This is a genomic window from Streptomyces sp. SD15, from assembly GCF_054462255.1.
In genome coordinates this window covers 154,301-177,105 of record NZ_JBTLMO010000002.1, presented here as the reverse complement: position 1 = coordinate 177,105, position 22,805 = coordinate 154,301, and the positions used below count along the sequence as shown (strand labels likewise).

Below are 22,805 nucleotides of genomic sequence, written 5' to 3'. Positions count from 1 at the left end.
CCTGCGGAGTTCCGCGCTCCACGATCTCCGCATGCATCTTCGGGTCACATTCGTCGCCGCCGCACGCAGCTCCTCGCTGCTCGCGGAACGCTTCGAGGACGACCGGCCACTGGACCAGGCCGGCTGGGACGAAGTGCAGCACGCCGCCCCCGACCTGGTGCCCCTGGCGGCGGCCGAGCTGCGCTACTGCTCACCGACCCCGCGCAGTCGTGCCACCGGCGACGCCCTCGGCTACGCGCCGCTCGCCCAGCCGGCGCTGCGCGACTGCGACATGGGCCGCTGGCGCGGCTTGACGCTGGGCGAGGCGATGGCCCGCGAACCCTCGGCCGTCGATGCCTGGCTGGCCGACCCGCGCTCCTCCCCGCACGGCGGCGAGTCCCTCATGTCCTTCATCACCCGTATCGGCGGCTGGCTGGACACCCGCCCCGCCGACGACGGCAGCCGGATCGTCGCGGTGGCGGAACCCTCGGTGGTACGGGCGGCGCTCGTCTACGCGTTGAAGGCCCAGCCGTCGACGTACTGGAACATCGACGTGCGCCCCTTGTCGACGGTCACCCTCACCGGCACCAACGGCCGCTGGAACCTGCGCCTCGAAGCGGCCTTGCAGCGCGTCTAGAGCGTCCGCGAGCGCATCCGCGTGCAGTCGGTCGTGAGGACCAGCTCCTTGGCGGGCCCGCCCACCCGCCACACCGTGCGCCAGCGGTCCTCCTCGTACACCGTGAACTCGCCCCGGTAGAGGTCCGCCGCGCACGGGTGGTCGGTGACGTACCGGCCGGTGGTCAGGTCCAGGTCGTGGAAGGGGCGGCCGTCGGAGAACCGGACGGCCGCGGTGCCCGGTGCCGCCCCCGGCAGGTATCGCAGTGTGCGCTCGGCGGGCCGTGCGGTGCCCTGCCAGGTGAGCGTGCCGGATTCGTAGGACAGGAGACCGGGTTCATCCAGGGGGCCAAAAACCGTCGTCCCCGTGAACTGGCCCTCCGCGCCGCTCGCGAGATCCCGCACCACGCGCTCCACCTGCCAGGTCCCGGCCAGATACGCCAGCACGTCGGCCACTGGCCAGAACTCACCCATCCCGTACCACTTCCGTCACATCCGATGCTGCGCAACCCATTGACGCGCTCCGACCCCCTCCCTATCTTGCCGTTCGAAGTATTGATCATCGTCCGATATGTCGAACAGATCGAGAAGCTCGCGCAACCCACACAACTCCACACACCACAGAGCCGCGGAGTATCCATGTCACGCACCCGCACCCGCTGGAGACTCGGACTCACGGCCACCGCACTCCTGGTGGCCTCCGCCGTCGTTCCCGCGCCCGCCCACGCCGCCGCCGATGTCACCGACTACGCGATCACCGTCGACCCGAAGGGTTCGGGCGCGAAGATCGACGACACCATGTACGGCGTCTTCTTCGAGGACATCAACCGGGCCGCGGACGGCGGTCTGTACGCGGAACTCGTGCAGAACCGGTCGTTCGAGTACAGCACCGCCGACAACCGCTCCTACACGCCGCTCACCTCGTGGGCCACCACAGGCACCGCGACGACGCCCAACGACGACGGACGCCTCAACGCCCGTAACCGCACCTACCTCGCCCTGGGCGGCGGCTCGTCCGTGACCAACTCCGGTTACAACACCGGCATCAGGGTCGAGAGCGGCAAGGCGTACGACTTCTCGGTCTGGGCCCGCGCCGACGCGACGGCGCCGCTCACCGTGACGCTGCACGACGCCGACGGCGCGCTCGCCGAGGCTCGCCAGGTCACCGCGCGGGGCGGCTGGGCCAAGTACCGGGCCAGGTTCACCGCGACCCGCAGCAGCACGACCGGGCACCTCACGGTCGCCGCCGAGAGCCCCGTCGCGCTCGACATGATCTCGCTGCTGCCCCGGGACACGTACAAGGGCCACGGTCTGCGCAAGGACCTCGCGCAGAAGATCGCCGCCCTGGACCCGGGCTTCGTGCGCTTCCCCGGTGGCTGCCTGGTCAACACCGGCAGCATGGAGGGCTACGACGAGGCGTCGGGCTACGCACGCCAGCGCTCGTACCAGTGGAAGGACACCATCGGCCCGGTCGAGCAGCGCGCCACCAACTCCAACTTCTGGGGCTACAACCAGAGTTATGGCCTCGGCTACTACGAGTACTTCCAGTTCTCCGAGGACATCGGCGCGATGCCGCTGCCCGTCGTGCCCGCGCTCGTCACGGGCTGCGGCCAGAACAGGGCCACCGACGACGACGCGCTCCTGAAGCGGCACATCCAGGACACCCTCGATCTCATAGAGTTCGCCAACGGTCCCGTGACGAGCGAGTGGGGCGCGAAGCGGGCGGCCATGGGCCACCCCAAGCCCTTCCACCTCACCCACCTGGAAGTCGGCAACGAGGAGAACCTGCCCAACGAGTTCTTCGCCCGCTTCACGCAGTTCCGCGCCGCCATCGAGGCCAGGTACCCGGACATCACCGTCATCTCCAACTCCGGTCCGGACGACAGCGGTTCGACCTTCGACACGGCCTGGAAGCTCAACAAGGACGCGAACGTCGACATGGTCGACGAGCACTACTACAACAGCCCGCAGTGGTTCCTGCAGAACAACGACCGCTACGACGCGTACGACAGGAACGGTCCCAAGGTCTTCCTCGGCGAGTACGCCTCCGGCGGCAACACCTTCAAGAACGCCCTCGCCGAAGCCGCCTACATGACCGGCCTCGAGCGCAACGCGGACGTCGTGAAACTCGCCTCTTACGCCCCGCTGCTCGCCAACGAGGACTACGTCCAGTGGCGTCCGGACATGATCTGGTTCAACAACCACGCCTCATGGGGATCGGCCTCCTACGAGGTGCAGAAGCTCTTCATGACCAACGTCGGCGACCGGGTCCTGCCGTCGAGCGCCACCAGCACACCCTCGGTGAGCGGCCCGATCTCCGGCGCCGTCGGCCTGTCGACATGGGCGACCACGGCGGCGTACGACGATGTCAAGGTGACCGGCGCGGACGGCGCCACCCTGCTCAGCGACGACTTCAGCGGCGACGCGTCCCAGTGGACCCATACGGGCGGCGGCAGTTGGAGCCTCGAGGACGGGCAGTACGTGCAGACCGACGAGGCCGCGACCAACACCATGGTCTCGGCCGGAGACCCGGCCTGGCACGACTACGACCTGCATGTGAAGGCCACCAAGAAGTCCGGCAGGGAGGGCTTCCTCGTCGCCTTCGGCGTCAAGGACACCGGCAACTACTACTGGTGGAACCTCGGCGGCTGGAACAACACCAGCTCGGCGGTCGAACAGGCCGTGGACGGCGGCAAGTCGACGCTCATCTCCAAGGCCGGCACGATCGAGACGGGCAAGGCGTACGACGTCGACATCAAGGTGCGCGGCCGGCAGGTGACCCTCTACCTGGACGGTCAGGAGTGGGGGAGCTTCACGGACAACAAGCCCGCGGAGCCGTTCCGTCAGGTCGTCACGCGGGACGCGAAGACCGGTGACCTGATCGTCAAGGTCGTCAACGCCCAGTCCGCGGACGCCCGCACGGCGATCGACCTGGGCCGGGCGAAGGTGAGCCGCAAGGCCGCCGTCACCACGCTCCAGGCCTCGCCGGACGCGGTGAACTCGGAGACGGCCACGCCGGTCGCACCCGTGAAGTCCACCTTCGTGGGGGTCGCCGACACGTTCACGTACACCTTCCCGGCGAACTCCGTGACGTTCCTCAGGATCAAGCAGAGGTAGCAGAGGTAGCAGAGGTAGCAGAGGTAGGAGAAGCAGTAGGGGCTGTGGGCTGCTGTCCGACCGGCAGCAGCCCACGCTCGGCGAACACCTTCTTGGCTACCAGGGTCGCGTTCATCGCCTTCGGTATGCCGCAGTACACCGCGGAGTGCAGCAGCGCCTCGATGATCTCCTCGGTCGAAAGACCCACGTTCAGCGACGCGTTGACGTGCACCTCGAGCTGGATCTCGCAGCCGCCGAGCGCGGTGAGCATGCCGAGCGTCACCAACTGGCGGTCGCGCGGGGCGAGTCCGGGCCGGTCGTAGATGTCGCCGAACGCCCAGGCGACGATCTGGTGGCCGAGTTCGGGGTTGATGTCCGAGAGCGAGTCGACGACCCGCTGCCCGGCCCCGCCGTCGACGCGCTTGAGGACCTCAAGGCCGTGCTCGAAGCGGTCCTCACGGGTGGTGGCATCGGTCATGCGTGTCATGAGAGGTCGTCCGATCCCGGCTGGTCGAGCAGCCGTTCGTAGTGGTCGATCTTGCCGTCCAGAGCGGTGGCGTTGCGGCGCAGAGCGCGGATGCGGTCCGCCAGCTCGGCGCGGTGCTCACGGAGTATCGCCAGCCGGTCGGGGACCGTCGAGTCGCCGTGCGCCCGAAGTCGCGCAAACCGCTGCATGTCGGCGATCGACATGCCCGTCTCGCGCAGCCGGAGCAGGAACTCCAGCCAGGCCAGGTCGGCCGCCTCGTAACGGCGCTGGTTGCCGGTGGTCCGGCCGACCCGTTCGATCAGGCCGGCCTTCTCGTAGTACCGAAGCGTGTCGTGTGAGAGGCCGGTGCGCTCGGCGACCTGGGCGATCGTGAGCGTCGGCTCCTGCGGGAGGGGCTGTCCGCTGGTCATGGGTAAACCGTAGAACCTGGAGCGTGCTCCAGGTCAAGCTTCGCCCGCCCGGGAATCGCAGGGGAACTGCGCGGGAATCCCTTGCGGATCCCGCACCCGGGGTCAGGACCGGCGGGGTCAGGATCGGCGGGGTCAGGATCGGCAGGGTCAGGACCGGCGGGGCTAGGACCGGCGGCGGGGCTTGCCGCGCTTGGCGCCGCCCTTGGAGCCGCCGGAACCGGCCCGGGGGCTCTTGCCGGTCGCCTTCCCCGTCGACTTCCCGGCCGTGGGCTTCCGCCGTACGCCGCCCGCATCGGGGCGCTTGCCCTTCGGCTGGGCCGGTGCCGCGGCCGGAGCCTGCGCGCGGCCCCGTGAGCTGTTGACCGTCCGCCCCCGGACGATCCCGATGAAGTCCTCCACCAGGTCGGTGGTCGCGTCCTGCGGCCAGGACAGTGCGACCCGGGACTCGGGGGCGTCCGTGACCGGCCGGTAGGTGAGGTCCTTGCGGTGGTGCAGGCGCGCGAGCGACTGCGGGACGACGAGGAGGCCCACTCCCGCCGCCACGAGTTCGACGGCGTCCTCCGTGGTGGCGGGGCGCTCGAACGCGGGCTGTCCCGGGGGGCGCTCCCAGTCGAGGGTGTCGTCGAGCGGATGCAGCACGATGTCGTCGGCCAGATCGTCGGCGGTCACCTCGTCGACCGCCGCCACGACGTGATCCTTCGGGACCACGACCACCGTCGTCTCGGTGTAGAGGGGGATCGCGCTGAGGTCCTCCCCGTCGACCGGCAGCCGTACGAATCCCGCGTCGGCGCCGCCGCCCCGCAGCAGGTCCAGCGCGTCGGCGGTGGACACCGCGACGAGGGCCAGCGGGACGTCGGGCAGCCGCTCGTTCCAGATCCGCACCCACTTCGTGGGCGTCACTCCCGGGACGTAGGCGAGCCGGAACGAAGGGGACACATCATCCGAGCCTGTCACTTGACCAGGCTACCGGCCGTGGTCAGCAGTAGCGCACATGCTCGATACCCTTGAACCATGACGTCGCACCAGACCACCCAGACCATGAAGCCCGCGACCGCGGCGAAGAAGCTGGGTGTGTACCTCGAGGCCACCCCCGCCGAGTTCCAGGAGGGCGTCGTCTCGCGCGCCGAGCTGACCGCGCTGCAGGCCGACCCGCCCGCCTGGCTCCAGGAGCTGCGCCGCAACGGCCCGCACCCCCGCCCCGTGGTCGCCGCCAAGCTCGGCATCTCCATCGCCGGGCTCGCGCGCGGCGGGGTCACCGAGGCCCTCACCACGGAGCAGATCGACGCGCTGAAGCAGGACGACCCCGAGTGGCTGCGGCGAGAGCGCGCCACCCAGGCCGAGGTCCGCAAGGAAGCGGTACGCGTCAAGGAGAAGAACGCGGAGCGGTCGGCTCAGTCCCCCGGCCCGCGCTCCTGACCTCCCGCCGACCGGCGGTCTCCTCGCCCACCCCTCCGAAGTACTCGGATTCGACATCGGTCAGATGGGCGGCAGCGCGAGCCTGTGCCGCGGAGGTGCCCTTCGCGGCGAGGGAGTGCTGAGGGGAGTGCTGCGGCCGCGGCAATGGATTGCATAAAACTGCAGCGAAACGTATAGTCATGCCATCCAAGAGGAGGGTTCCATGGCGGTACGCGCAGCAGTGGCGGGAGCGAGTGGGTACGCGGGCGGCGAGGCGCTGCGTCTGCTCCTGGCGCACCCCGAGGTCGAGATCGGAGCCCTGACCGGCAACTCCAACGCGGGCCAGCGACTCGGCGCGCTGCAGCCGCACCTGCTGCCGCTGGCCGACCGCATCCTGGAGCCGACGACCGCCGAGGTGCTCGCCGGCCACGATGTCGTCTTCCTGGCGCTGCCCCACGGTCAGTCCGCCGCCGTCGCCAAGCAGCTCGGCCCGGACGTCCTCGTCGTCGACATGGGGGCAGACTTCCGGCTCAAGAACCCGGCCGACTGGGAGAAGTTCTACGGTTCCGCACACGCCGGCACCTGGCCGTACGGCCTTCCCGAACTGCCGGGCGGCCGCGCCGCGCTGGAGGGGTCCAAGCGCATCGCGGTGCCCGGTTGCTACCCGACGGCCGTCTCCCTCGCGCTCTTCCCGGCCTACGCGGCCGGAATCGCCGAGCCCGAGGCCGTGGTCGTCGCCGCGTCCGGGACGTCCGGCGCGGGCAAGGCCGCCAAGCCCCACCTGCTGGGCAGTGAGGTCATGGGCTCCATGTCGCCGTACGGCGTCGGTGGCGGCCACCGGCACACCCCCGAGATGATCCAGAACCTCGGCGCCGCAGCGGGGGAGCCGGTCACCGTCTCCTTCACGCCCACCCTCGCGCCCATGCCCCGCGGCATCCTCGCCACCTGCAGCGCCAAGGCGAAGGCGGGGGTCACCGCCGAGTCCGTACGAGCCGCGTACGAGAAGGCCTTCGCGGACGAGCCGTTCGTGCGTCTGCTGCCCGAGGGGCAGTGGCCCGCCACGGCGTCCGTCTACGGTTCCAACGCCGTTCAGATCCAGGTCGCGTACGACGCCGCCACGCACCGGATCATCGCGATCAGCGCCATCGACAACCTGACCAAGGGCACGGCCGGCGGGGCCGTCCAGAGCATGAACATCGCCCTCGGGCTACCCGAGGAAACGGGTCTTTCCACGATCGGAGTCGCACCGTGAGTGTCACGGCAGCAAAGGGATTCTCGGCGGCCGGGATCGCCGCCGGAATCAAGGAGAACGGCAATCCGGACCTGGCCCTCGTCGTCAACAACGGTCCCCGGCTGACCGCCGCGGGCGTCTTCACCTCCAACCGTGTGAAGGCCGCACCCGTGCTGTGGTCCCAGCAGGTACTGGCAGGCGGTCAGGTCTCCGCCGTCGTCCTCAACTCCGGGGGCGCCAACGCCTGTACGGGTCCCAAGGGCTTCCAGGACACGCACGCGACCGCCGAGAAGGTCGCGGACACGCTGGGCCTGAACGCCGCCGAGGTCGCCGTCTGCTCCACCGGCCTCATCGGCGTCCTGCTTCCGATGGACAAGCTGCTGCCCGGAGTCGAGACGGCCGCCGCCCAGCTCTCCGAGCACGGCGGTGAGAAGGCCGCCATCGCCATCAAGACCACCGACAGCGTGCACAAGACGGCCGTCGTGACGCAGAACGGCTGGACCGTCGGCGGTATGGCCAAGGGCGCCGGCATGCTCGCGCCGGGCCTGGCCACCATGCTGGTCGTCCTCACCACGGACGCGGAGGTGGACGGCGAGAGTGTCGACAAGGCGCTGCGCGCCGCCACCCGCACCACCTTCGACCGCGTCGACTCCGACGGCTGCATGTCGACCAACGACACCGTGCTGCTGCTCGCCTCCGGCGCGTCCGGCGTCACCCCCGAGTACGAGGAGTTCGCCGAGGCCGTACGGAAGGTCTGCGACGACCTCGGTCAGCAGCTCATCCGGGACGCCGAGGGCGCCAGCAAGGACATCAAGGTCGAGGTCATCAACGCCGCGAGTGAACAGGACGCTGTCGAGGTGGGGCGTTCCATCGCCCGCAACAACCTCCTCAAGTGCGCCATCCACGGTGAGGACCCCAACTGGGGACGGGTGTTGTCCGCCATCGGCACGACCGCCGCCGCCTTCGAACCCGACCAGCTGAACGTCGCCATCAACGGCGTCTGGGTCTGCAAGAACGGCGGCGTCGGCGAGAACCGCGAGCTGGTCGACATGCGCTACCGCGAGGTCCACATCGTCGCCGACCTCGCCGCCGGCGGCGAGACCGCCACGATCTGGACCAACGACCTCACCGCGGACTACGTCCACGAGAACAGCGCGTACAGCTCATGAGCAATACGACGCGGAAACACACCGCGCTCCCCAAGGCCCAGATCCTCATCGAGGCACTGCCCTGGCTGACCCGGCACCACGGCAAGACCGTCGTCATCAAGTTCGGCGGCAACGCCATGATCGACGAGGACCTGAAGGCCGCGTTCGCCCAGGACGTCGTCTTCCTGCACCACGCGGGGCTGAAGCCTGTCGTGGTGCACGGCGGCGGCCCGCAGATCAGCGCGGCCCTCGACCAGCACGGCATCGTCAGCGAGTTCAAGGCGGGCCTGAGGGTCACCACCGAGGACGCCATGGACGTCGTACGCATGGTGCTGGCCGGGCAGGTGCAGCGCGAGCTGGTCGGGCTGCTCAACCAGCACGGGCCGCTCGCCGTCGGCATGACCGGCGAGGACGCGCACACCATCACCGCCACCAAGCACCTGCCCGAGATCGACGGCGAGCTCGTCGACATCGGGCGGGTCGGAGAGATCACCGCCATCGACACCGGTGCCATCGAGGCGCTGCTCTCCGACGGCCGGATCCCGGTCGTCTCCTCGATCGCCCGCTCCCAGGACGACGGACATGTCTACAACGTCAATGCTGATACGGCGGCTGCGGCACTCGCTGCGGCGCTGGGCGCCGAAACACTGATGGTCCTGACCGACGTCGAGGGCCTCTACGAGGACTGGCCCGACAGCGACGAGGTGATCAGCCGCCTCACCGCCTCCCAGCTGGAGAAGCTGCTGCCCGACCTGGCCAGTGGCATGGTGCCGAAGATGGAGGGCTGTCTGCACGCCGTACGCAACAGCGTCACCACGGCCCGTGTCATCGACGGCCGGGTCCAGCACTCGATCCTGCTGGAGATCTTCACCGACGAAGGGATCGGCACGATGGTCGTGCCGGACGCACATCCCGATGAACAGGGGGACGCCGTATGACCGCCAACGAAGAGCTCACCCAGCGCTGGCAGGGCGCGCTCATGGACAACTACGGCACCCCCCGGCTGCCCCTCGTCCGCGGCGCGGGCACCCGGCTGTGGGACGCGGACGGCAAGGAGTACCTCGACTTCGTCGGCGGTATCGCGGTCAACGCGCTCGGCCACGCCCACCCCGCGATCGTCGAGGCCGTCAGCGCGCAGATCGCGTCCCTCGGGCACGTCTCCAACCTCTTCGTCGCCGAGCCGCCCGTCGCGCTCGCCGAACGGCTGCTCCAGCTCTTCGGCCGCGACGGCCGGGTGTACTTCTGCAACTCGGGCGCCGAGGCCAACGAGGGCGCCTTCAAGATCGGCCGGCTGACCGGCCGGAAGCACATGGTGGCGACCCAGGGCGGCTTCCACGGCCGGACCATGGGCGCCCTCGCGCTCACCGGCCAGCCCGGAAAGCAGGAGCCGTTCCTGCCGCTGCCGGGTGACATCACCCACGTCCCGTACGGTGACGCGCAGGCCCTGGCCGCCGCGGTCACCGAGGACACCGCCCTCGTCGTCATCGAGCCGATCCAGGGCGAGAACGGCGTGGTCGTTCCCCCGGTCGGCTACCTGAAGGCCGCCCGGGCCATCACGGCCGCCACCGGATCCCTCCTCGTCCTCGACGAGGTGCAGACCGGAATCGGCCGGACCGGACACTGGTTCGAGTACCAGGCCCATGAGGGCGTCCTGCCGGACGTCGTCACGCTCGCGAAGGGCCTCGGCGGCGGACTGCCGCTCGGCGCGACCGTCGCGTTCGGACGGGCCGCCGAGCTGCTGAAGCCCGGCCAGCACGGTACGACCTTCGGCGGCAACCCGGTCGTCTGCGCCGCCGGACTCGCCGTACTCGACACGATCGCGTCCGAGGGGCTCCTCGAGAACGTGAAGCGCACGAGCGAGAGCCTGCGGGACGGAATCGAGTCACTCGGGCACCCTTTGGTCGACCATGTCCGAGGTGCGGGTCTGCTCCTGGGTATCGTGCTCACCGAGCCTCTCGCGCCCCAGGTGCAGCAGGCGGCTCAGGACGCCGGTCTCCTGGTGAACGCGCCCGCCCCCGATGTCGTACGGCTGATGCCGCCGCTGAACCTCGGCGATGATGAAGTGGAGGCGTTTCTCCGGGCCCTTCCCGGTGTTCTCGACGCAGTCAACGGGGATGGACGATCCTGAGAAATGGGACGAAGACGATGAGTCAGGCGCAGGACCATGAGCACGTAGGGCCTGCCGTGCCGCAGACCCGCTCCGCACGCCACCGCCGGATCGTGGACATCCTCAACCGGCAACCGGTGCGCTCGCAGAGCCAGTTGGCGAAGCTCCTCGCCGACGACGGGCTGAGCGTCACCCAGGCGACGCTCTCCCGGGACCTGGACGAGCTGAACGCGGTGAAGATCCGCAACAACGACGGCGACCTCATCTACGCGGTACCGAGCGAGGGCGGCTTCCGCACGCCGCGCGCGCCGCTGGGTGAGTCGGCGAAGGAGGAGCGGATGCGGCGGCTCTCCGTGGAGCTGCTGATCTCCGCGGAGACGTCCGCGAACCTCGTGGTCCTGCGGACCCCTCCGGGGGCTGCGCAGTTTCTTGCGTCGGCGATCGATCAGGCCGAGCTGCACGACATCCTGGGCACGATCGCCGGAGATGACACGGTGTTGCTGATCAGTCGTGATCCGCTGGGTGGGCAGGCGTTGGCCGATCATTTGCTGCGGTTGGCTCAGAATCATCACTGAGGTGTACGGCGGTGGAGGCGGCACCCCCGGTCGGGGGGCCGCCTCCACTGTTGTGTTTTGGGTGCGGGTCGTATGTGGCGGGTCGCGCCCACGCGGCGGAGCCGCACAATGTCACAGCCCCGCGCCCCTGAGGGGGCGCTCCAGTCACCCGAGCCTTTGAGCCAAGCCCCCCGTACACCTGACCTCGTCTCCCGCCGTGATCAGGAGGGCCTCTATGTCCGGGAGGGACTCCAGCCAGGTCAGGGCCTCTCGGGAGCCCATGGCGAAGGCGGCTGTCGCCCAGGCGTCCACCCAGGTCAGGCGGGGGCCCACCACGGTCACGGCGACCAGGTCGGTGACCGCGGAGCGGCCGGTGCGCGGGTCGACGATGTGGGCGCCGCGCTCGGCGGTGCCCGAGGTGGCCACCGCCAGCTCGTCGGCGTCGGCGGCGGAGACCACGGCCGCGAGCGCACCGGGGCGCAGCGGGTCCGAGACGCCGATCCGCCACGGGCGTTGCGTTCCGGGCACGCCGAACAACTGGACGTCGCCGCCGCCGTTCACGCTCACCCCGCTCGCCCCGGCCGCGGCGATGTGCCGGGCCGCGCGCTCGGTCGCCCACCCCTTCACCAGACCGGTCGGATCGAGCCGGCCCTCGTACCTCGTGCTGAACCAGCCCTCGCTCAACCGCTCCGCCTCGGCGCACAGATCGAGCACCTCGGCGACCTCCGGAGCGCACTCCTCGACACTCAACCGACCGCGTGCGAGGCGCGAGATCTGACTGTCCTCGCGATAGGTGCTGAACACCTCGTCCACACGGTGGAGTTGGGCGACCGCCTCCTCCAACGCACGCTGAACGGCATCGGGTTCGCCGCCGCGTACGTCGAACGAGAAGACGGTGCCCATGACCTCCTCCGCGTGCCGCAGCACGGGCGGCTCCTGGGACGCGTCGGACGGGTCAGCCACCGGCCTTGTCCAGGGCCGATTGCAGTGACTGCTTGTAGCCGCCGCTGGTGTACGTGGCGCCGGAGACGGCGTCGATGTCGGCGCTGCCCGCGGCGACGGCCTCTTGGTTGAGCTTGGGTACGGCATTGTTCGTCACCTGCGTACTTTGTCCGCCGCTGGGGGCCTGAACGGCCTCGGCCTTGGTGATCTTGTTGCCGCTGAGGGTGAGACGGACCTGGACGGGCCCGTACTGGGTCTGGGCGACGTCTCCGGTGACGGTGCGGGCCTGCGCCGCGGGTGGCTGGGACGCCTCGGCCGCCCCGCCGCCCGAGCCCGCCGCCCCGCCGCCCGGGGCCGCCGCCCCGCTGTCCGAGCCCGCCGCCCCGCTGTCCGGGGCCTTGTCGAGGGCCGACTGGAGGGACTCCTTGTAGCCGGCGCTGGTGTAGGTGGCGCCGGAGACGGCGTCGATGTCGGCGCTGCCCGCGGCGACGGCCTCCTGGTTGAGCGTCGGTACGGAGCTGTTGCTGATCTCCGTGCTGCGTCCGCCGCTAGGGATCTGGACGACCTCGGACTTGGTGACCTTGCCGCCGCTGAGCGTGATGCGGACCTGGACGGGCCCGTACTGGGTCTGGGAGACGTCTCCGGTGACGGTCTGCTCGCCCGCCTGCTGCGCGCTGCCGCCCTGGGCCGACTCCTGCGCCGCCGCCGTCTGCTGCGGCGCAACCCCGCCCTGCGCCGACGCGGACGCCGGATCGGAGGAGGGCTTCAGCGACAGCAGCAGGACGATCCCGGACACGGTGGCGGCGCCGGCCAGCACGACACGCCGAATGGGGTGGCTTTTCTTCATCGCTCCTGACTCCCGTCGCTCACATCTCGAACGACTCGTGATGGATGCGCCGGGCGGGGACTCCCGCGCCGCGCAGTGCTTCGTAGACCTGCTGCGCGAAGCCGGGCGGCCCGCACATGAAGACGTCGTGGTGATCGATGTCCGGCAGCTTCCCGCGCAGGGTCTCGGCCGAGATGTCCGGGCGCTCCCCTTCGGGGCTGTTCACCGCGTACATCAACCGGGCCCCGCGCTCCTCCGCGATGGCCGCCAGTTCGTCCCACAGGGCCAGGTCCTGGGTGGTGTTGGCCCGGTAGAGCAGGGTCAGGTCGCCCGCCGCGCCCGGCAGCGTCTCGAACAGCGCGCGCATGGGCGTGATACCGACGCCACCCGCCACCAACAGCACCTTGCCGCGGCTGCGCTTGCCCGCCGTCAGCGCTCCGTAGGGGCCCTCGGCCCAGACCCGGGTGCCGGGCGTCAGGTCGCGCAGCGCGGCGCTGTGGTCGCCGATCGCCTTCACGGTGATGCGCAGCATGTTGGGGCGGGGTGCCGCCGACAGCGAGTACGGGTGGGAGCTGAGCCGCATGCCCGGCGCCAGGAAGCGCCAGCGGAAGAACTGCCCGGCCTCCGCGCCCATGCGGTGCAGCTTCCGCCCGCTGATCAGCACGGAAACGATTCCTGGCGTCTCCTCGATCACGGCCTCGACCCGCATCCGGTGCCGCATGTTCAGCCGGATCGGCACGACCACCCGGTACCAGAGCACCGCCGCGGTCACCGACCCGTACAGCCCGTACCAGACCGTCTTCGCGGTGGGCTCGACGGCGAAGTCGTTGCCCGTGGTCAGCTGGTGCCAGAACGACAGGTAGACGGCGGCGTAGGTGAGCAGGTGGATGTGGTACCAGGTGTCGTAGCCCATCCTGCGGCGCACCGGGCCCATCGAGAGCAGGCCGATGAGAAACAGCAGACCGGTGCCGATCGCGGCCTTGCCCATGTCCGGCAGCTGGTTGATCGAGTCGATGGTCTGCTGGACGATGTCGCCGAAGCTCTTGCCCGCCTGGAGCGCGTAGCCGTACATGGTCAGCACGAGGTGGGCCAGGACCAGACAGATCGTGTACCGCCCGCTCATGGCGTGCCAGCGCGCGACCCGGTCGGAGCCCACCCGGCGCTCCAGGGCGGGCACCCGGGCCATTTGCAGCACCACCAGTGCCATCAGATATCCGGCGAGCAGGCCGGTGATCCGGCCGGCGTTCAGGATCTTGCTGTTGTTGTCCGCGATGGACGGGGTGTTGCTCCACCACAGCCAGATGACCCCGGCCGCGCCCGCCCAGACGGCGAGCAGCAGTGGGACGGCGGGGGAGCGTCGTGGGCGGATACGGCGCAAGGTCTGGCGCCGCGCGGCGCGGCCACCGGCGATCGTGGACAACGGTTCCTCCGTGGTCGTCCGTTGGGACGGGGTGAGGGGAGAGACCCCCTGGCCCAGAGATACGGTCCGCGACGCCCGTGTGTTCAGAGGCGGCTAATAGTGAGTGATCGCGGTCGCCCCGCTCTGCGTCCCGATCGCGATGTGCGGCTTTTGGGCCGGATCGGCCCAGCGTAGGATCCGGCGCATCGCGTCCACCGGCACCGAGACGCAACCAGCCGTTGGCCCACGCCCGTTGACATGCAGGAAGATCCCGGCACCCCGCCCCCGCACCGGCCGTTCATAGTTGAACCCGATGACGAAGGCGTACGCGTACTGCGTGGGGTACGCCTTCAGGTGCTCGGACCGGGCGGCGCGGCAGTCGGCGGGGCGGGGCTCGGTCCAGCGGTTGTACGCGCGGGAGTCGTTGTCCTGGCACCACCAGGACTTCTCCCGCACGGGGCGGTAAGGGGCGGTGGTCCCGGCGGGCGCGGCCTTGATCCCGAACGCGTACGGAAGGTCGTACAGCCCGGTGGGTGTCGTGTTTGTGCCCTGCCGCCGCGAGCCGCCCTCGGTGAGCCCCTTGGCGCCGAAGCGCGCCGGCGTCGAACCGACCTTCACCCAGCGCCCGTCGCGCCGGTTCCACCATGTGAGCGTCCCGGTCGTCGAGGACGGACGCGGAGCCAGAGCGGTGAGCAGCTGGGTGCCGCCACCGGTGTCCGCCATCCGTTCGGGGAGGGTGGGCGGGCCGCTCGGGGCCAGGGCGAGAAGGGATATGGACGCGAGGGCGGCGGCTCCGAGGCGCATGGCTCAGACCGTACTGGGCGGCAGGGGGAGCGGCAGCCCGGGTAGGCCGTCCAGGCTCGTCGCGATGTGCTCCTTCTTCGCGAAGTACGCGCTCAGGGAGGCGTCGTCCTCGCGTGCGAAGCGCTTGGCGTGCAGGTCGCGGTCCTCGTCGTACGACATGAAGGGCACCGAGTAGCCGCAGCTGTCCCGGACGACCTCGGCCGTCACCACGATGATCGCGCGCAGGCCGTGCAGGGCCGGGTCGATGTCCGGGAAGTGCGTGAGCAGCTCCTGGAAGCGGGGGTCGTCGCGGAAGACCGGCTCGCCGCGGCCGTGCACCCGGACGATGTTCGGTGGGCCTTGGAAGGCGCACCACATCAGGGTGATCCGGCCGTTCTCCCGCAGATGCGCGATCGTCTCGGCGCTGCTGCCGGCGAAGTCCAGGTACGCCACGGCTCGGTCGTCCAGCACGACGAACGAGCCGGTGAGGCCCTTGGGGGAGAGGTTGACCGTGCCGTCCCCGGACAGGGGCGCGGTCGCGGTGAAGAAGATCGGCTGCGCCTCGATGAAGGTACGCAGCCTGCCGTCTATGCGCTCATAGTTCTTTCCCATGTCTAACGATTATGGAGAAAGACCTTTCGCTTGTCTAAGGAATGTCTGGTTCCGTCTCCTGCCGGAACGCGGGTTCCGTGGCCGCCCCGATCGGCGCGTGGGACGGGGCGGCCACGGAGGCTGTCACTGGTTGAGGGTGCAGGTGGCGAGGGCGCCCAGGCCCTGCGGCTTCTCCGCGGTGCGGCCGATGGAGATCGCGATGCGGTCGATGGTCGACGTGCGCTTGTCCGCCAGGGGGCCGAGGATCGCATTCTGTACGAAGTTCGGTCCGCCCTGGCCGACGGTGTTCGCCAGGCGCGTGTTCGCCTCGGAGATCTGCGTGTTCAGCAGCGCCAGATTGCGGTCGACCTCGGCCTGGGCGGAGGCCGGGATCGCGGGCAGCTGCGACGCGACGTCCGGGCAGGTGATGGTGCCGGCGGCGGTGGCGTCGCCGTTGTCGCCCGTCTCGCCCGTGTTCCCGGTGTCGCCGGTGTTCCCCGTGTCGCCGCCGGCCTGCTCGGTGGCCGTCGCGCTCGGCGCCGCGGTGGCCGTGGCGTCGCCGTTGCTCACGCCGTTCGCGTTCAGGGTGCACGGCGCGAGCGAGTCCAGGCCCGTGGGCTTGGCGGCGGTGCGGCCGATCGCGGTGGCGATGCGGTTGATCGTCGCCACCCGCTTGTCCTCCAGGGGGCCGAGGATCGCGTTCTGCACGAAGTTGGGCCCGCCCTGGCCGACCGTGTCGACGAGCCGCTTGTCGGCCTCGGCGATCTGGGTGTCCAGCAGCGTCAGGTTGCGGGTGACCTCGGCCTGGGCGGAGGCGGGGATCGCGGGGAGGCTCGGCGCGACAGCCGGGCAGTTCACCGTGCCGGGGGAGGTCGCGGCCTTCGTCGTGGCGTTCGTGCTGCTCTTGGACGTCTCCCCGGCCAAGGCGTTGCCGGCGATCACCGCTCCGGACAGCACCACCGCGGCGGTGCCGCCGATCATCACGACGCGGCGCTTGTTGTACTTCGGAAGGGCCCTGGACATGCGGAAGCCTCACTCGGGTCGGGGGTTGTCCTCTGTCGTTGACAAACGCGGCGCCTGCGTTCGGGGAGAGGTACGAGTAAGCGCGTTCTGTCGTTCAAGCGCCTCCACAAATTTCGATCACCTCTTTCGATCCGGCTCTTCCCGGGGCGGCATCCGGCTCTTCCTGGGCGGCCCGGGATTGACGAATCATGCAGAGTCCTGCATACTCATGCATATCAGCGAATGCACTGTGAGGAGCAAACCGTGACCGAGCGCGTCGTACTCGCCTACTCAGGCGGTCTGGACACCTCCGTCGCCATCGGCTGGATCGCCGAGGAGACGGGCGCCGAGGTCATCGCCGTTGCGGTCGATGTCGGCCAGGGCGGCGAGGACCTGGACGTCATCCGCAAGCGCGCGCTCGCCTGCGGTGCCGTCGAGGCCGAGGTCGCGGACGCCAAGGACGAGTTCGCCGAGGAGTACTGCCTCCCGGCGATCAAGGCCAACGCCCTCTACATGGACCGCTACCCGCTGGTCTCCGCCCTCTCCCGGCCGACCATCGTCAAGCACCTCGTCGCCGCCGCCCAGAAGCACGGCGCCACCACGGTCGCCCACGGCTGCACCGGCAAGGGCAACGACCAGGTGCGCTTCGAGGCCGGCATCGTCGCCCTCGCCCCCGACCTTCAGTGCATCGCCCCGGTCCGTGACTACGCGATGACCCGGGACAAGGCGATCGCCTTCTGCGAGGCCAAGAAGCTCCCGATCGCCACCACCAAGAAATCCCCGTACTCCATCGACCAGAACGTCTTCGGGCGTGCCGTCGAGACGGGCTTCCTGGAGGACATCTGGAACGCGCCGATCGAGGACATCTACGAGTACACCTCGAACCCGGCCGAGGCCCGCGAGGCCGACGAGGTGATCATCTCCTTCAAGGAGGGCGTCCCGGTCGCCATCGACGGCAAGCCCGTCACCGTGCTCCAGGCGATTCAGCAGCTCAACCAGCGCGCCGGCGCCCAGGGCATCGGCCGCATCGACATGGTCGAGGACCGGCTCGTGGGCATCAAGTCCCGCGAGGTGTACGAGGCTCCGGGCGCGATCGCCCTGATCACCGCCCACCAGGAGCTGGAGAACGTCACGGTCGAGCGCGAACTCGCCCGCTACAAGCGCCAGGTCGAGCAGCGCTGGGGCGAGCTGGTCTACGACGGCCAGTGGTTCTCCCCGCTCAAGCGCGCCCTGGACGGCTTCATCAACGAGGCCAACCAGCACGTCAACGGCGACATCCGGATGACCCTGCACGGCGGCCGCGCCGTCGTCACCGGCCGGCGCTCCGAGACCTCGCTGTACGACTTCAACCTCGCGACGTACGACACGGGCGACTCGTTCGACCAGGCCGCGGCCAAGGGCTTCATCGACATCTACAGCCTGTCGTCGAAGATCGCCGCCAAGCGGGACCTCGCGTAAGACCGACCGGTCTAAGCAGTAGCGTGATGGCCGCCTCCCTGACCGCCGGTCGGCAGGGAGGCGGTGGTACATCCAGGTGGCACATCTACACCTCCGAGGAGCACAGCAAGTGAGCAGCAACAGCGGTGACGTCCGACTCTGGGGCGGCCGTTTCGCCGACGGTCCCGCCGAGGCCCTGGCCAAGCTGTCCGCATCCGTCCACTTCGACTGGCGGCTCGCGCCCTACGACATCGCCGGATCGCGTGCCCACGCGCGCGTGCTGCACAAGGCGAACCTCCTCACGGACGACGAGCTGACGCGCATGCTCGCGGGGCTCGACCAGCTCGAAGCGGACGTCGCAGCAGGCGATTTCGTCGGCACCGTCGCCGACGAGGACGTCCACACCGCCCTGGAACGGGGCCTGCTGGAGCGCCTCGGCCCCGACCTCGGCGGCAAGCTGCGCGCGGGCCGGTCGCGCAACGACCAGGTCGCGACCCTCTTCCGGATGTACCTGCGCGACCACGCCCGGATCGTCGGCGGCCTGATCGCCGAGCTCCAGGACGCCCTGATCGGCCTGGCCGAGGCCCACCCGGACGTCGCGATGCCGGGGCGTACGCACCTGCAGCACGCCCAGCCCGTCCTGTTCGCCCACCATGTGCTCGCCCACGTGCAGTCCCTGTCCCGGGACGCCGAACGCCTGCGCCAGTGGGACGAGCGCACGGCCGTGTCGCCGTACGGCTCGGGTGCCCTGGCCGGTTCGTCCCTCGGCCTCGACCCGGAGGCGGTCGCGAAGGACCTCGGCTTCGAGCACGGCAGCTCGGCCAACTCCATCGACGGCACCGCCTCGCGCGACTTCGCGGCGGAGTTCGCCTTCATCACGGCGATGATCGGCGTCAACCTCTCCCGGATCGCCGAAGAGGTCATCATCTGGAACACGAAGGAGTTCTCCTTCGTCACGCTCCACGACGCCTTCTCCACCGGCTCGTCGATCATGCCGCAGAAGAAGAACCCGGACATCGCGGAGCTGGCGCGCGGTAAGTCGGGCCGCCTCATCGGCAATCTGACCGGCCTGATGGCGACCCTCAAGGCGCTGCCCCTCGCGTACAACCGCGACCTCCAGGAGGACAAGGAGCCGGTCTTCGACTCCATCGACCAGCTGGAGGTCCTGCTCCCGGCCTTCACCGGCATGATGGCCACGCTGACCGTGCACCGCGAGCGCATGGAGGAGCTGGCCCCGGCCGGCTTCTCGCTCGCCACCGACATCGCCGAGTGGCTGGTCAAGCAGGGCGTGCCGTTCCGCGTCGCGCACGAGGTCGCGGGCGAGTGCGTGAAGGTCGCGGAGGCCGACGGCAAGGAGCTGGACGAGCTCACCGACGAGCAGTTCGCGAAGATCTCCGCGCATCTGACGCCCGAGGTGCGGTCCGTCCTGAACGTCCCGGGCGCGCTCGCCTCCCGCGACGGCCGCGGCGGTACGGCGCCCAGCGCGGTCGCCGCCCAGCTCGCCGAGATCAGGTCGGACGTGGCGGCCCAGCACACATGGGCCACGGCGAAGCAGAAGAAGTAGCAGGTCGGGTGTAACAAGGGCATCGCGGGTTACGTTGGTCGGGAGCCGTACAGGAGACGTACGGGAGCCGACCGAAACGGAGCCGCGATGCCCTTCGCCCGCCTCGCCTCAGCCACGACTCCCACCGCCCACATCGGCCTGGGCCTCGCCGCCGTGGGCCGCCCCGGTTACATCAACCTCGGCCGCGAGGACGACCTCCCAGCCGTACGCAGTGTCGACGCCCTGCGCGAGCGCACCCACGAACTCCTCGACGCCGCCTACGCCCAGGGCGTGCGCTACTTCGACGTTGCCCGCTCCTACGGCCGCTCCGAGGAGTTCCTCGCCGACTGGCTGAACGCCCGGCCCGACATCGACGACATCGTCGTCGGCAGCAAGTGGGGCTACACCTACACGGCGGCCTGGCGCCCGGATGCCGAGGCGCACGAGATCAAGGACCACAGCCTCGCCGCGTACGAGCGCCAGCGCGCCGAGAGCGCCGAGCTGCTCGGCGACCGGCTCGACCTCTACCAGATCCACTCGGTGACCCCGGACAGCCCGGCCCTCACCGACAAGGAGCTGCACGCCAAGCTCGCCGAAGCCGCCGCTCAGGGCCTCTCGATCGGCTTCTCCACCAGCGGGCCCGCCCAGGCCGACGCCATCCGTGCCGCGCTCGCCGTGACCGTCGAAGGCGCGCCCCTCTTCCGTACCGTCCAGTCCACGTACAACGTCCTGGAGACCTCGGCCGCGCCCGCGCTCGCCGAGGCGCACGACGCGGGGCTCACGGTGATCGTCAAGGAGGGCATGGCCAACGGCCGCCTCGCCGCCGCGCACGCGCCGGAGGCGGTCACGGCCATCGCTGAGGAGACGGGCCTCGGCGCCGATGCCGTGGCCCTCGCGCTCGTCCTGCGGCAGCCCTGGGCCGGAGTGGTCCTCTCCGGCGCGGCCACCACCAACCAGCTGGCCTCGAATCTGCACGCCGCGGTCGTCGACCTCGACGACGACCAGCTGGCCCGCCTCCACGCCCTGGCCGAGGACCCGCACGCGTACTGGGAGCGGCGCGGGCAGCTGCCCTGGCACTGACAACCCCCTGATCACGGAGACCGTGAGACGCACACGCTTCCGATGAGACATGAATGTCTCACATGGGTTATGATTGTCTCATGGCCGTCGACCGTGAACATGTGCTGCGCAGCGCAGCCGCCCTGCTCGCCCGAAAATCCACCGCCACGATGGACGAGGTCGCCAAGGCGGCCGGGATCAGCCGGGCCACGCTGCACCGCCAGTTCGCGGGGCGCGACGCGCTCGTACGGGCGCTGGAGTCGCTCTGCATCGAGGAGTGCGAGGCGGCGCTGGACGCCGCGGACCTCGACGCGGGCCCCGCTCAGGAGGCTCTGCGCCGGCTGGTGAAGGAGATGGAAGGCGCCGCGGGCCTGTTCGCCTTCCTCTACACCGAGAACCAGCTGTTCGAGGGCGAGGAGCTGAACGAGGGCTGGGCTCGGATCGACGCCCGGATCGGCGATCTGTTCCGGCGCGGCCGGCAGAGCGGCGAGTTCCGTATCGACCTCACCCCGGCCTGGCTCACCGAGGCGCTCTTCGGGCTGATCGCCTCCGGCGCCTGGGCCGTGATGGAGGGCCGGGTGGCCGCGAAGGACTTCACATTCATGATCGTCGAGCTGCTGCTCGGCGGCGCACTACGGAGAGAGTAATCATGACCAGCACCCTGCAGCCGGTGACCGTGGCGGAGGTGGAGAAGCGTCCGGGCCGTTGGCTGGCGCTGTCCGTCCTCGTCCTCGCCGTGCTGCTGGTGGCCGTCGACGCGACCGTGCTCGGTCTCGCGACCCCTTTCATCAGCGAGGACCTGAAGCCCTCCGGCACCCAGCTCCTGTGGATCGGTGACGTCTACTCCTTCGTCATCGCGGGCCTGCTCGTCTCCATGGGCAGCCTCGGCGACCGCATCGGCCGCAAGAAGCTGCTGCTCGTCGGCGCCACGGCGTTCGGCCTGATCTCCGTGCTCAACGCCTATGCCACGACACCGGAGTTGATGATCCTGGCGCGAGCGCTGCTCGGTGTCGCGGGTGCGACCCTGATGCCCGCCACGCTCGCCCTCATCCGCAACATCTTTCACGACCGGCGCGAGCGCAGCCTCGCCATCGGCGTCTGGGGCGCGGCCGCCTCCGGCGGCGCGGCGGTCGGGCCCATGGCCGGTGGCTTTCTGCTCGAACACTTCTGGTGGGGCTCGGTCTTCCTGATCAACCTGCCCGTGATGGTGGTCCTCGTGCTCGTCGGCATCAAGCTGCTGCCCGAGTCCCGCAACCCGAACCCCGGCCCGTGGGACCTGACCAGCGTCGGCCTGTCGCTCGTCGGCGTGATCGGCGTCGTGTACGCGGTGAAGGAGACCGCCACACACGGGTTCTCCTGGGATCCGATGGGCGTGGGCCTGCTCGGCGCCGCCGCCCTGTACGGGTTCGTACGACGCCAACTCGCCATGCCCGTACCGCTGTTGGACATGCGACTGTTCCGCAACCGCGGGTTCTCGGCGGCCGTGTTCGCCGATCTGCTGACCGTCTTCGGCCTGTCCGGGCTCGTCTTTTTCCTGTCGCAGTATCTGCAACTCGTGCAGGGCAGGGCGCCGTTCGAGGCGGGCCTGGCCGAACTGCCCGCCGCGATCGGTGCGGTGGCGGCCGGCCTGATCGCGGGCTCGGTCGCCCGGCGGTACTCGGTGCGTGCCGTGGTCTCCGGTGGCCTCACCGCCGTGGGCCTCGCGCTCGGCACGCTCACGCTGCTGAGCCAGTCCACCGGCTATCCGCTGCTCGGCGGCGCGCTGCTGGTCGTCGGCGTCGGCGCGGGCTTCTCGTTCACCGTCACCGCCGACGTGATTCTCGGCGGCGTGCCCAAGGAGCAGGCCGGTGCCGCGTCCGCGGTCTCCGAGACGGCGTACGAACTCGGTGCCGCCCTCGGCATCGCCCTGCTCGGCTCCATCGTCACCGGTGTCTACCGCGACTTCGCCGCCCCGGCCGGCACCCCGGCCGCGGCCCACGAATCGCTGGGCGGCGCGGTGGAGACGGCGGCAGGCCTGCCCGCGGAAACCTCCCAGGTGCTACTGAGCGCGGCCCGCCAGTCGTTCGTCGACGGCCTCACCCTTGCGGCGGGCATCGGAGCGGCGGTGCTTCTGGCAACGGCGGCAACGGCATGGTTCCTGCTGAAGGGACAGAAACTGGAAAACGCAGGCGAGGAGGACGCGGGCGCGCCCCGATAGGGGT

General features: G+C 70.0%; 23 protein-coding genes. 13 read left to right on the top strand and 10 right to left on the bottom strand.

The window, feature by feature from the left end; genetic code table 11:
* Positions 1-31 precede the first annotated feature (31 nt).
* On the top strand, positions 32-616 hold the full coding sequence (locus ACX28W_RS02780; protein WP_458997132.1) for a histidine phosphatase family protein: 585 nt from the start codon (positions 32-34) through the stop codon (positions 614-616).
* On the opposite strand, the gene ACX28W_RS02775 is transcribed toward ACX28W_RS02780, so the two are convergent.
* Positions 613-1,068 carry a DUF6314 family protein gene (locus ACX28W_RS02775; RefSeq protein WP_458997131.1) on the bottom strand — a complete coding sequence of 152 codons (456 nt, stop codon included), beginning with the start codon at positions 1,066-1,068 and terminating at the stop codon, positions 613-615. The genes ACX28W_RS02780 and ACX28W_RS02775 overlap by 4 nt on opposite strands.
* 165 nt (positions 1,069-1,233) lie before the next feature.
* On the opposite strand from ACX28W_RS02775, the gene ACX28W_RS02770 reads away from it, so the two are divergent.
* Positions 1,234-3,711: an alpha-L-arabinofuranosidase C-terminal domain-containing protein gene (locus ACX28W_RS02770; RefSeq protein ID WP_458997130.1), complete on the top strand. Its 2,478-nt coding sequence runs from the start codon at positions 1,234-1,236 to the stop codon at positions 3,709-3,711.
* Here ACX28W_RS02770 and ACX28W_RS02765 read toward each other — a convergent pair.
* The 3 genes from ACX28W_RS02765 to ACX28W_RS02755 all read right to left on the bottom strand — a co-directional run bounded on the left by ACX28W_RS02765 (position 3,698) and on the right by ACX28W_RS02755 (position 5,541).
* Positions 3,698-4,168 carry a carboxymuconolactone decarboxylase family protein gene (locus tag ACX28W_RS02765; protein WP_458997129.1) on the bottom strand — a complete coding sequence of 157 codons (471 nt, stop codon included), beginning with the start codon at positions 4,166-4,168 and terminating at the stop codon, positions 3,698-3,700. The two genes, ACX28W_RS02770 and ACX28W_RS02765, sit on opposite strands and share 14 nt — an antisense overlap.
* Before the next feature lie 5 nt (positions 4,169-4,173).
* Positions 4,174-4,587 (bottom strand): MerR family transcriptional regulator, encoded by a 414-nt coding sequence (locus tag ACX28W_RS02760; RefSeq protein ID WP_458997128.1) that lies wholly within the window; start codon positions 4,585-4,587, stop codon positions 4,174-4,176.
* A gap of 162 nt (positions 4,588-4,749) precedes the next feature.
* Positions 4,750-5,541, bottom strand: coding sequence for a LysR substrate-binding domain-containing protein (locus tag ACX28W_RS02755; RefSeq protein WP_458997127.1), 792 nt, complete (start codon positions 5,539-5,541; stop codon positions 4,750-4,752).
* 57 nt (positions 5,542-5,598) lie between these two features.
* Between ACX28W_RS02755 and ACX28W_RS02750 the strand changes: the two genes are divergently transcribed.
* From ACX28W_RS02750 to ACX28W_RS02725, 6 genes are all read left to right on the top strand, one after another.
* On the top strand, positions 5,599-6,003 hold the full coding sequence (locus tag ACX28W_RS02750; protein ID WP_458997126.1) for a DUF5997 family protein: 405 nt from the start codon (positions 5,599-5,601) through the stop codon (positions 6,001-6,003).
* Between the two features lie 202 nt (positions 6,004-6,205).
* Entirely contained in the window at positions 6,206-7,234 is a 1,029-nt protein-coding gene (argC, locus tag ACX28W_RS02745) for an N-acetyl-gamma-glutamyl-phosphate reductase (RefSeq protein WP_458997125.1), read from the top strand.
* Positions 7,231-8,382, top strand: a complete 1,152-nt coding sequence (gene argJ, locus ACX28W_RS02740; protein ID WP_458997124.1) for a bifunctional glutamate N-acetyltransferase/amino-acid acetyltransferase ArgJ — start codon at positions 7,231-7,233, stop codon at positions 8,380-8,382. The genes argC and argJ overlap by 4 nt, the downstream gene beginning before the upstream one ends.
* Positions 8,379-9,299 (top strand): acetylglutamate kinase, encoded by a 921-nt coding sequence (gene argB / locus ACX28W_RS02735; RefSeq protein ID WP_458997123.1) that lies wholly within the window; start codon positions 8,379-8,381, stop codon positions 9,297-9,299. The genes argJ and argB overlap by 4 nt, the downstream gene beginning before the upstream one ends.
* On the top strand, positions 9,296-10,489 hold the full coding sequence (locus ACX28W_RS02730) for an acetylornithine transaminase (RefSeq protein ID WP_458997122.1): 1,194 nt from the start codon (positions 9,296-9,298) through the stop codon (positions 10,487-10,489). The genes argB and ACX28W_RS02730 overlap by 4 nt, the downstream gene beginning before the upstream one ends.
* A gap of 17 nt (positions 10,490-10,506) precedes the next feature.
* Positions 10,507-11,043 (top strand): arginine repressor, encoded by a 537-nt coding sequence (locus ACX28W_RS02725; RefSeq protein WP_458997121.1) that lies wholly within the window; start codon positions 10,507-10,509, stop codon positions 11,041-11,043.
* Positions 11,044-11,187: 144 nt separating this feature from the next.
* Here the strand turns inward: ACX28W_RS02725 and ACX28W_RS02720 are convergent, their stop codons facing one another.
* The 6 genes from ACX28W_RS02720 to ACX28W_RS02695 all read right to left on the bottom strand — a co-directional run bounded on the left by ACX28W_RS02720 (position 11,188) and on the right by ACX28W_RS02695 (position 16,586).
* Positions 11,188-11,925 (bottom strand): FAD:protein FMN transferase, encoded by a 738-nt coding sequence (locus ACX28W_RS02720; protein ID WP_458997265.1) that lies wholly within the window; start codon positions 11,923-11,925, stop codon positions 11,188-11,190.
* Between the two features lie 52 nt (positions 11,926-11,977).
* On the bottom strand, positions 11,978-12,811 hold the full coding sequence (locus tag ACX28W_RS02715) for an FMN-binding protein (protein WP_458997120.1): 834 nt from the start codon (positions 12,809-12,811) through the stop codon (positions 11,978-11,980).
* Positions 12,812-12,830: 19 nt separating this feature from the next.
* Positions 12,831-14,210 carry a ferredoxin reductase family protein gene (locus tag ACX28W_RS02710; protein ID WP_458997119.1) on the bottom strand — a complete coding sequence of 460 codons (1,380 nt, stop codon included), beginning with the start codon at positions 14,208-14,210 and terminating at the stop codon, positions 12,831-12,833.
* A 93-nt stretch (positions 14,211-14,303) separates the two neighbouring features.
* A complete protein-coding gene (locus ACX28W_RS02705; RefSeq protein WP_458997118.1) occupies positions 14,304-14,993 on the bottom strand; it encodes a L,D-transpeptidase family protein in 690 nt (229 codons plus the stop codon).
* A 3-nt stretch (positions 14,994-14,996) separates the two neighbouring features.
* On the bottom strand, positions 14,997-15,584 hold the full coding sequence (locus tag ACX28W_RS02700; RefSeq protein ID WP_458997117.1) for a pyridoxamine 5'-phosphate oxidase family protein: 588 nt from the start codon (positions 15,582-15,584) through the stop codon (positions 14,997-14,999).
* 123 nt (positions 15,585-15,707) lie between these two features.
* Positions 15,708-16,586 carry a hypothetical protein gene (locus ACX28W_RS02695; RefSeq protein ID WP_458997116.1) on the bottom strand — a complete coding sequence of 293 codons (879 nt, stop codon included), beginning with the start codon at positions 16,584-16,586 and terminating at the stop codon, positions 15,708-15,710.
* A 243-nt stretch (positions 16,587-16,829) separates the two neighbouring features.
* On the opposite strand from ACX28W_RS02695, the gene ACX28W_RS02690 reads away from it, so the two are divergent.
* The 5 genes from ACX28W_RS02690 (at position 16,830) to ACX28W_RS02670 (ending at position 22,801) form a co-directional block, all read left to right on the top strand.
* The gene (locus ACX28W_RS02690; protein WP_458997115.1) at positions 16,830-18,023 is read left to right on the top strand and encodes an argininosuccinate synthase; all 1,194 of its coding nucleotides are present in this window, start codon (positions 16,830-16,832) and stop codon (positions 18,021-18,023) included.
* 109 nt (positions 18,024-18,132) lie between these two features.
* Positions 18,133-19,566 (top strand): argininosuccinate lyase, encoded by a 1,434-nt coding sequence (gene argH / locus ACX28W_RS02685; RefSeq protein ID WP_458997114.1) that lies wholly within the window; start codon positions 18,133-18,135, stop codon positions 19,564-19,566.
* A gap of 87 nt (positions 19,567-19,653) precedes the next feature.
* Positions 19,654-20,625 (top strand): aldo/keto reductase, encoded by a 972-nt coding sequence (locus ACX28W_RS02680; RefSeq protein WP_458997113.1) that lies wholly within the window; start codon positions 19,654-19,656, stop codon positions 20,623-20,625.
* Positions 20,626-20,705: 80 nt separating this feature from the next.
* On the top strand, positions 20,706-21,251 hold the full coding sequence (locus ACX28W_RS02675) for a TetR/AcrR family transcriptional regulator (RefSeq protein ID WP_458997112.1): 546 nt from the start codon (positions 20,706-20,708) through the stop codon (positions 21,249-21,251).
* Between the two features lie 2 nt (positions 21,252-21,253).
* Positions 21,254-22,801: an MFS transporter gene (locus ACX28W_RS02670; protein ID WP_458997111.1), complete on the top strand. Its 1,548-nt coding sequence runs from the start codon at positions 21,254-21,256 to the stop codon at positions 22,799-22,801.
* Positions 22,802-22,805 lie beyond the last annotated feature (4 nt).

Coding starts and splice junctions, on each gene's coding strand:
- ACX28W_RS02670 (WP_458997111.1), top strand. CDS start 21,254: ATGACCAGCACCCTGCAGCCGGTGACCGTGGCGGAGGTGGAGAAGCGT.
- ACX28W_RS02725 (WP_458997121.1), top strand. CDS start 10,507: ATGAGTCAGGCGCAGGACCATGAGCACGTAGGGCCTGCCGTGCCGCAG.
- ACX28W_RS02700 (WP_458997117.1), bottom strand. CDS start 15,584: ATGGGAAAGAACTATGAGCGCATAGACGGCAGGCTGCGTACCTTCATC.
- ACX28W_RS02715 (WP_458997120.1), bottom strand. CDS start 12,811: ATGAAGAAAAGCCACCCCATTCGGCGTGTCGTGCTGGCCGGCGCCGCC.
- ACX28W_RS02780 (WP_458997132.1), top strand. CDS start 32: ATGCATCTTCGGGTCACATTCGTCGCCGCCGCACGCAGCTCCTCGCTG.
- ACX28W_RS02720 (WP_458997265.1), bottom strand. CDS start 11,925: ATGGGCACCGTCTTCTCGTTCGACGTACGCGGCGGCGAACCCGATGCC.
- argC (WP_458997125.1), top strand. CDS start 6,206: ATGGCGGTACGCGCAGCAGTGGCGGGAGCGAGTGGGTACGCGGGCGGC.
- ACX28W_RS02695 (WP_458997116.1), bottom strand. CDS start 16,586: ATGTCCAGGGCCCTTCCGAAGTACAACAAGCGCCGCGTCGTGATGATC.
- ACX28W_RS02760 (WP_458997128.1), bottom strand. CDS start 4,587: ATGACCAGCGGACAGCCCCTCCCGCAGGAGCCGACGCTCACGATCGCC.
- argB (WP_458997123.1), top strand. CDS start 8,379: ATGAGCAATACGACGCGGAAACACACCGCGCTCCCCAAGGCCCAGATC.
- ACX28W_RS02675 (WP_458997112.1), top strand. CDS start 20,706: ATGGCCGTCGACCGTGAACATGTGCTGCGCAGCGCAGCCGCCCTGCTC.
- ACX28W_RS02750 (WP_458997126.1), top strand. CDS start 5,599: ATGACGTCGCACCAGACCACCCAGACCATGAAGCCCGCGACCGCGGCG.
- ACX28W_RS02705 (WP_458997118.1), bottom strand. CDS start 14,993: ATGCGCCTCGGAGCCGCCGCCCTCGCGTCCATATCCCTTCTCGCCCTG.
- ACX28W_RS02775 (WP_458997131.1), bottom strand. CDS start 1,068: ATGGGTGAGTTCTGGCCAGTGGCCGACGTGCTGGCGTATCTGGCCGGG.
- ACX28W_RS02730 (WP_458997122.1), top strand. CDS start 9,296: ATGACCGCCAACGAAGAGCTCACCCAGCGCTGGCAGGGCGCGCTCATG.
- ACX28W_RS02680 (WP_458997113.1), top strand. CDS start 19,654: ATGCCCTTCGCCCGCCTCGCCTCAGCCACGACTCCCACCGCCCACATC.
- ACX28W_RS02765 (WP_458997129.1), bottom strand. CDS start 4,168: ATGACCGATGCCACCACCCGTGAGGACCGCTTCGAGCACGGCCTTGAG.
- ACX28W_RS02770 (WP_458997130.1), top strand. CDS start 1,234: ATGTCACGCACCCGCACCCGCTGGAGACTCGGACTCACGGCCACCGCA.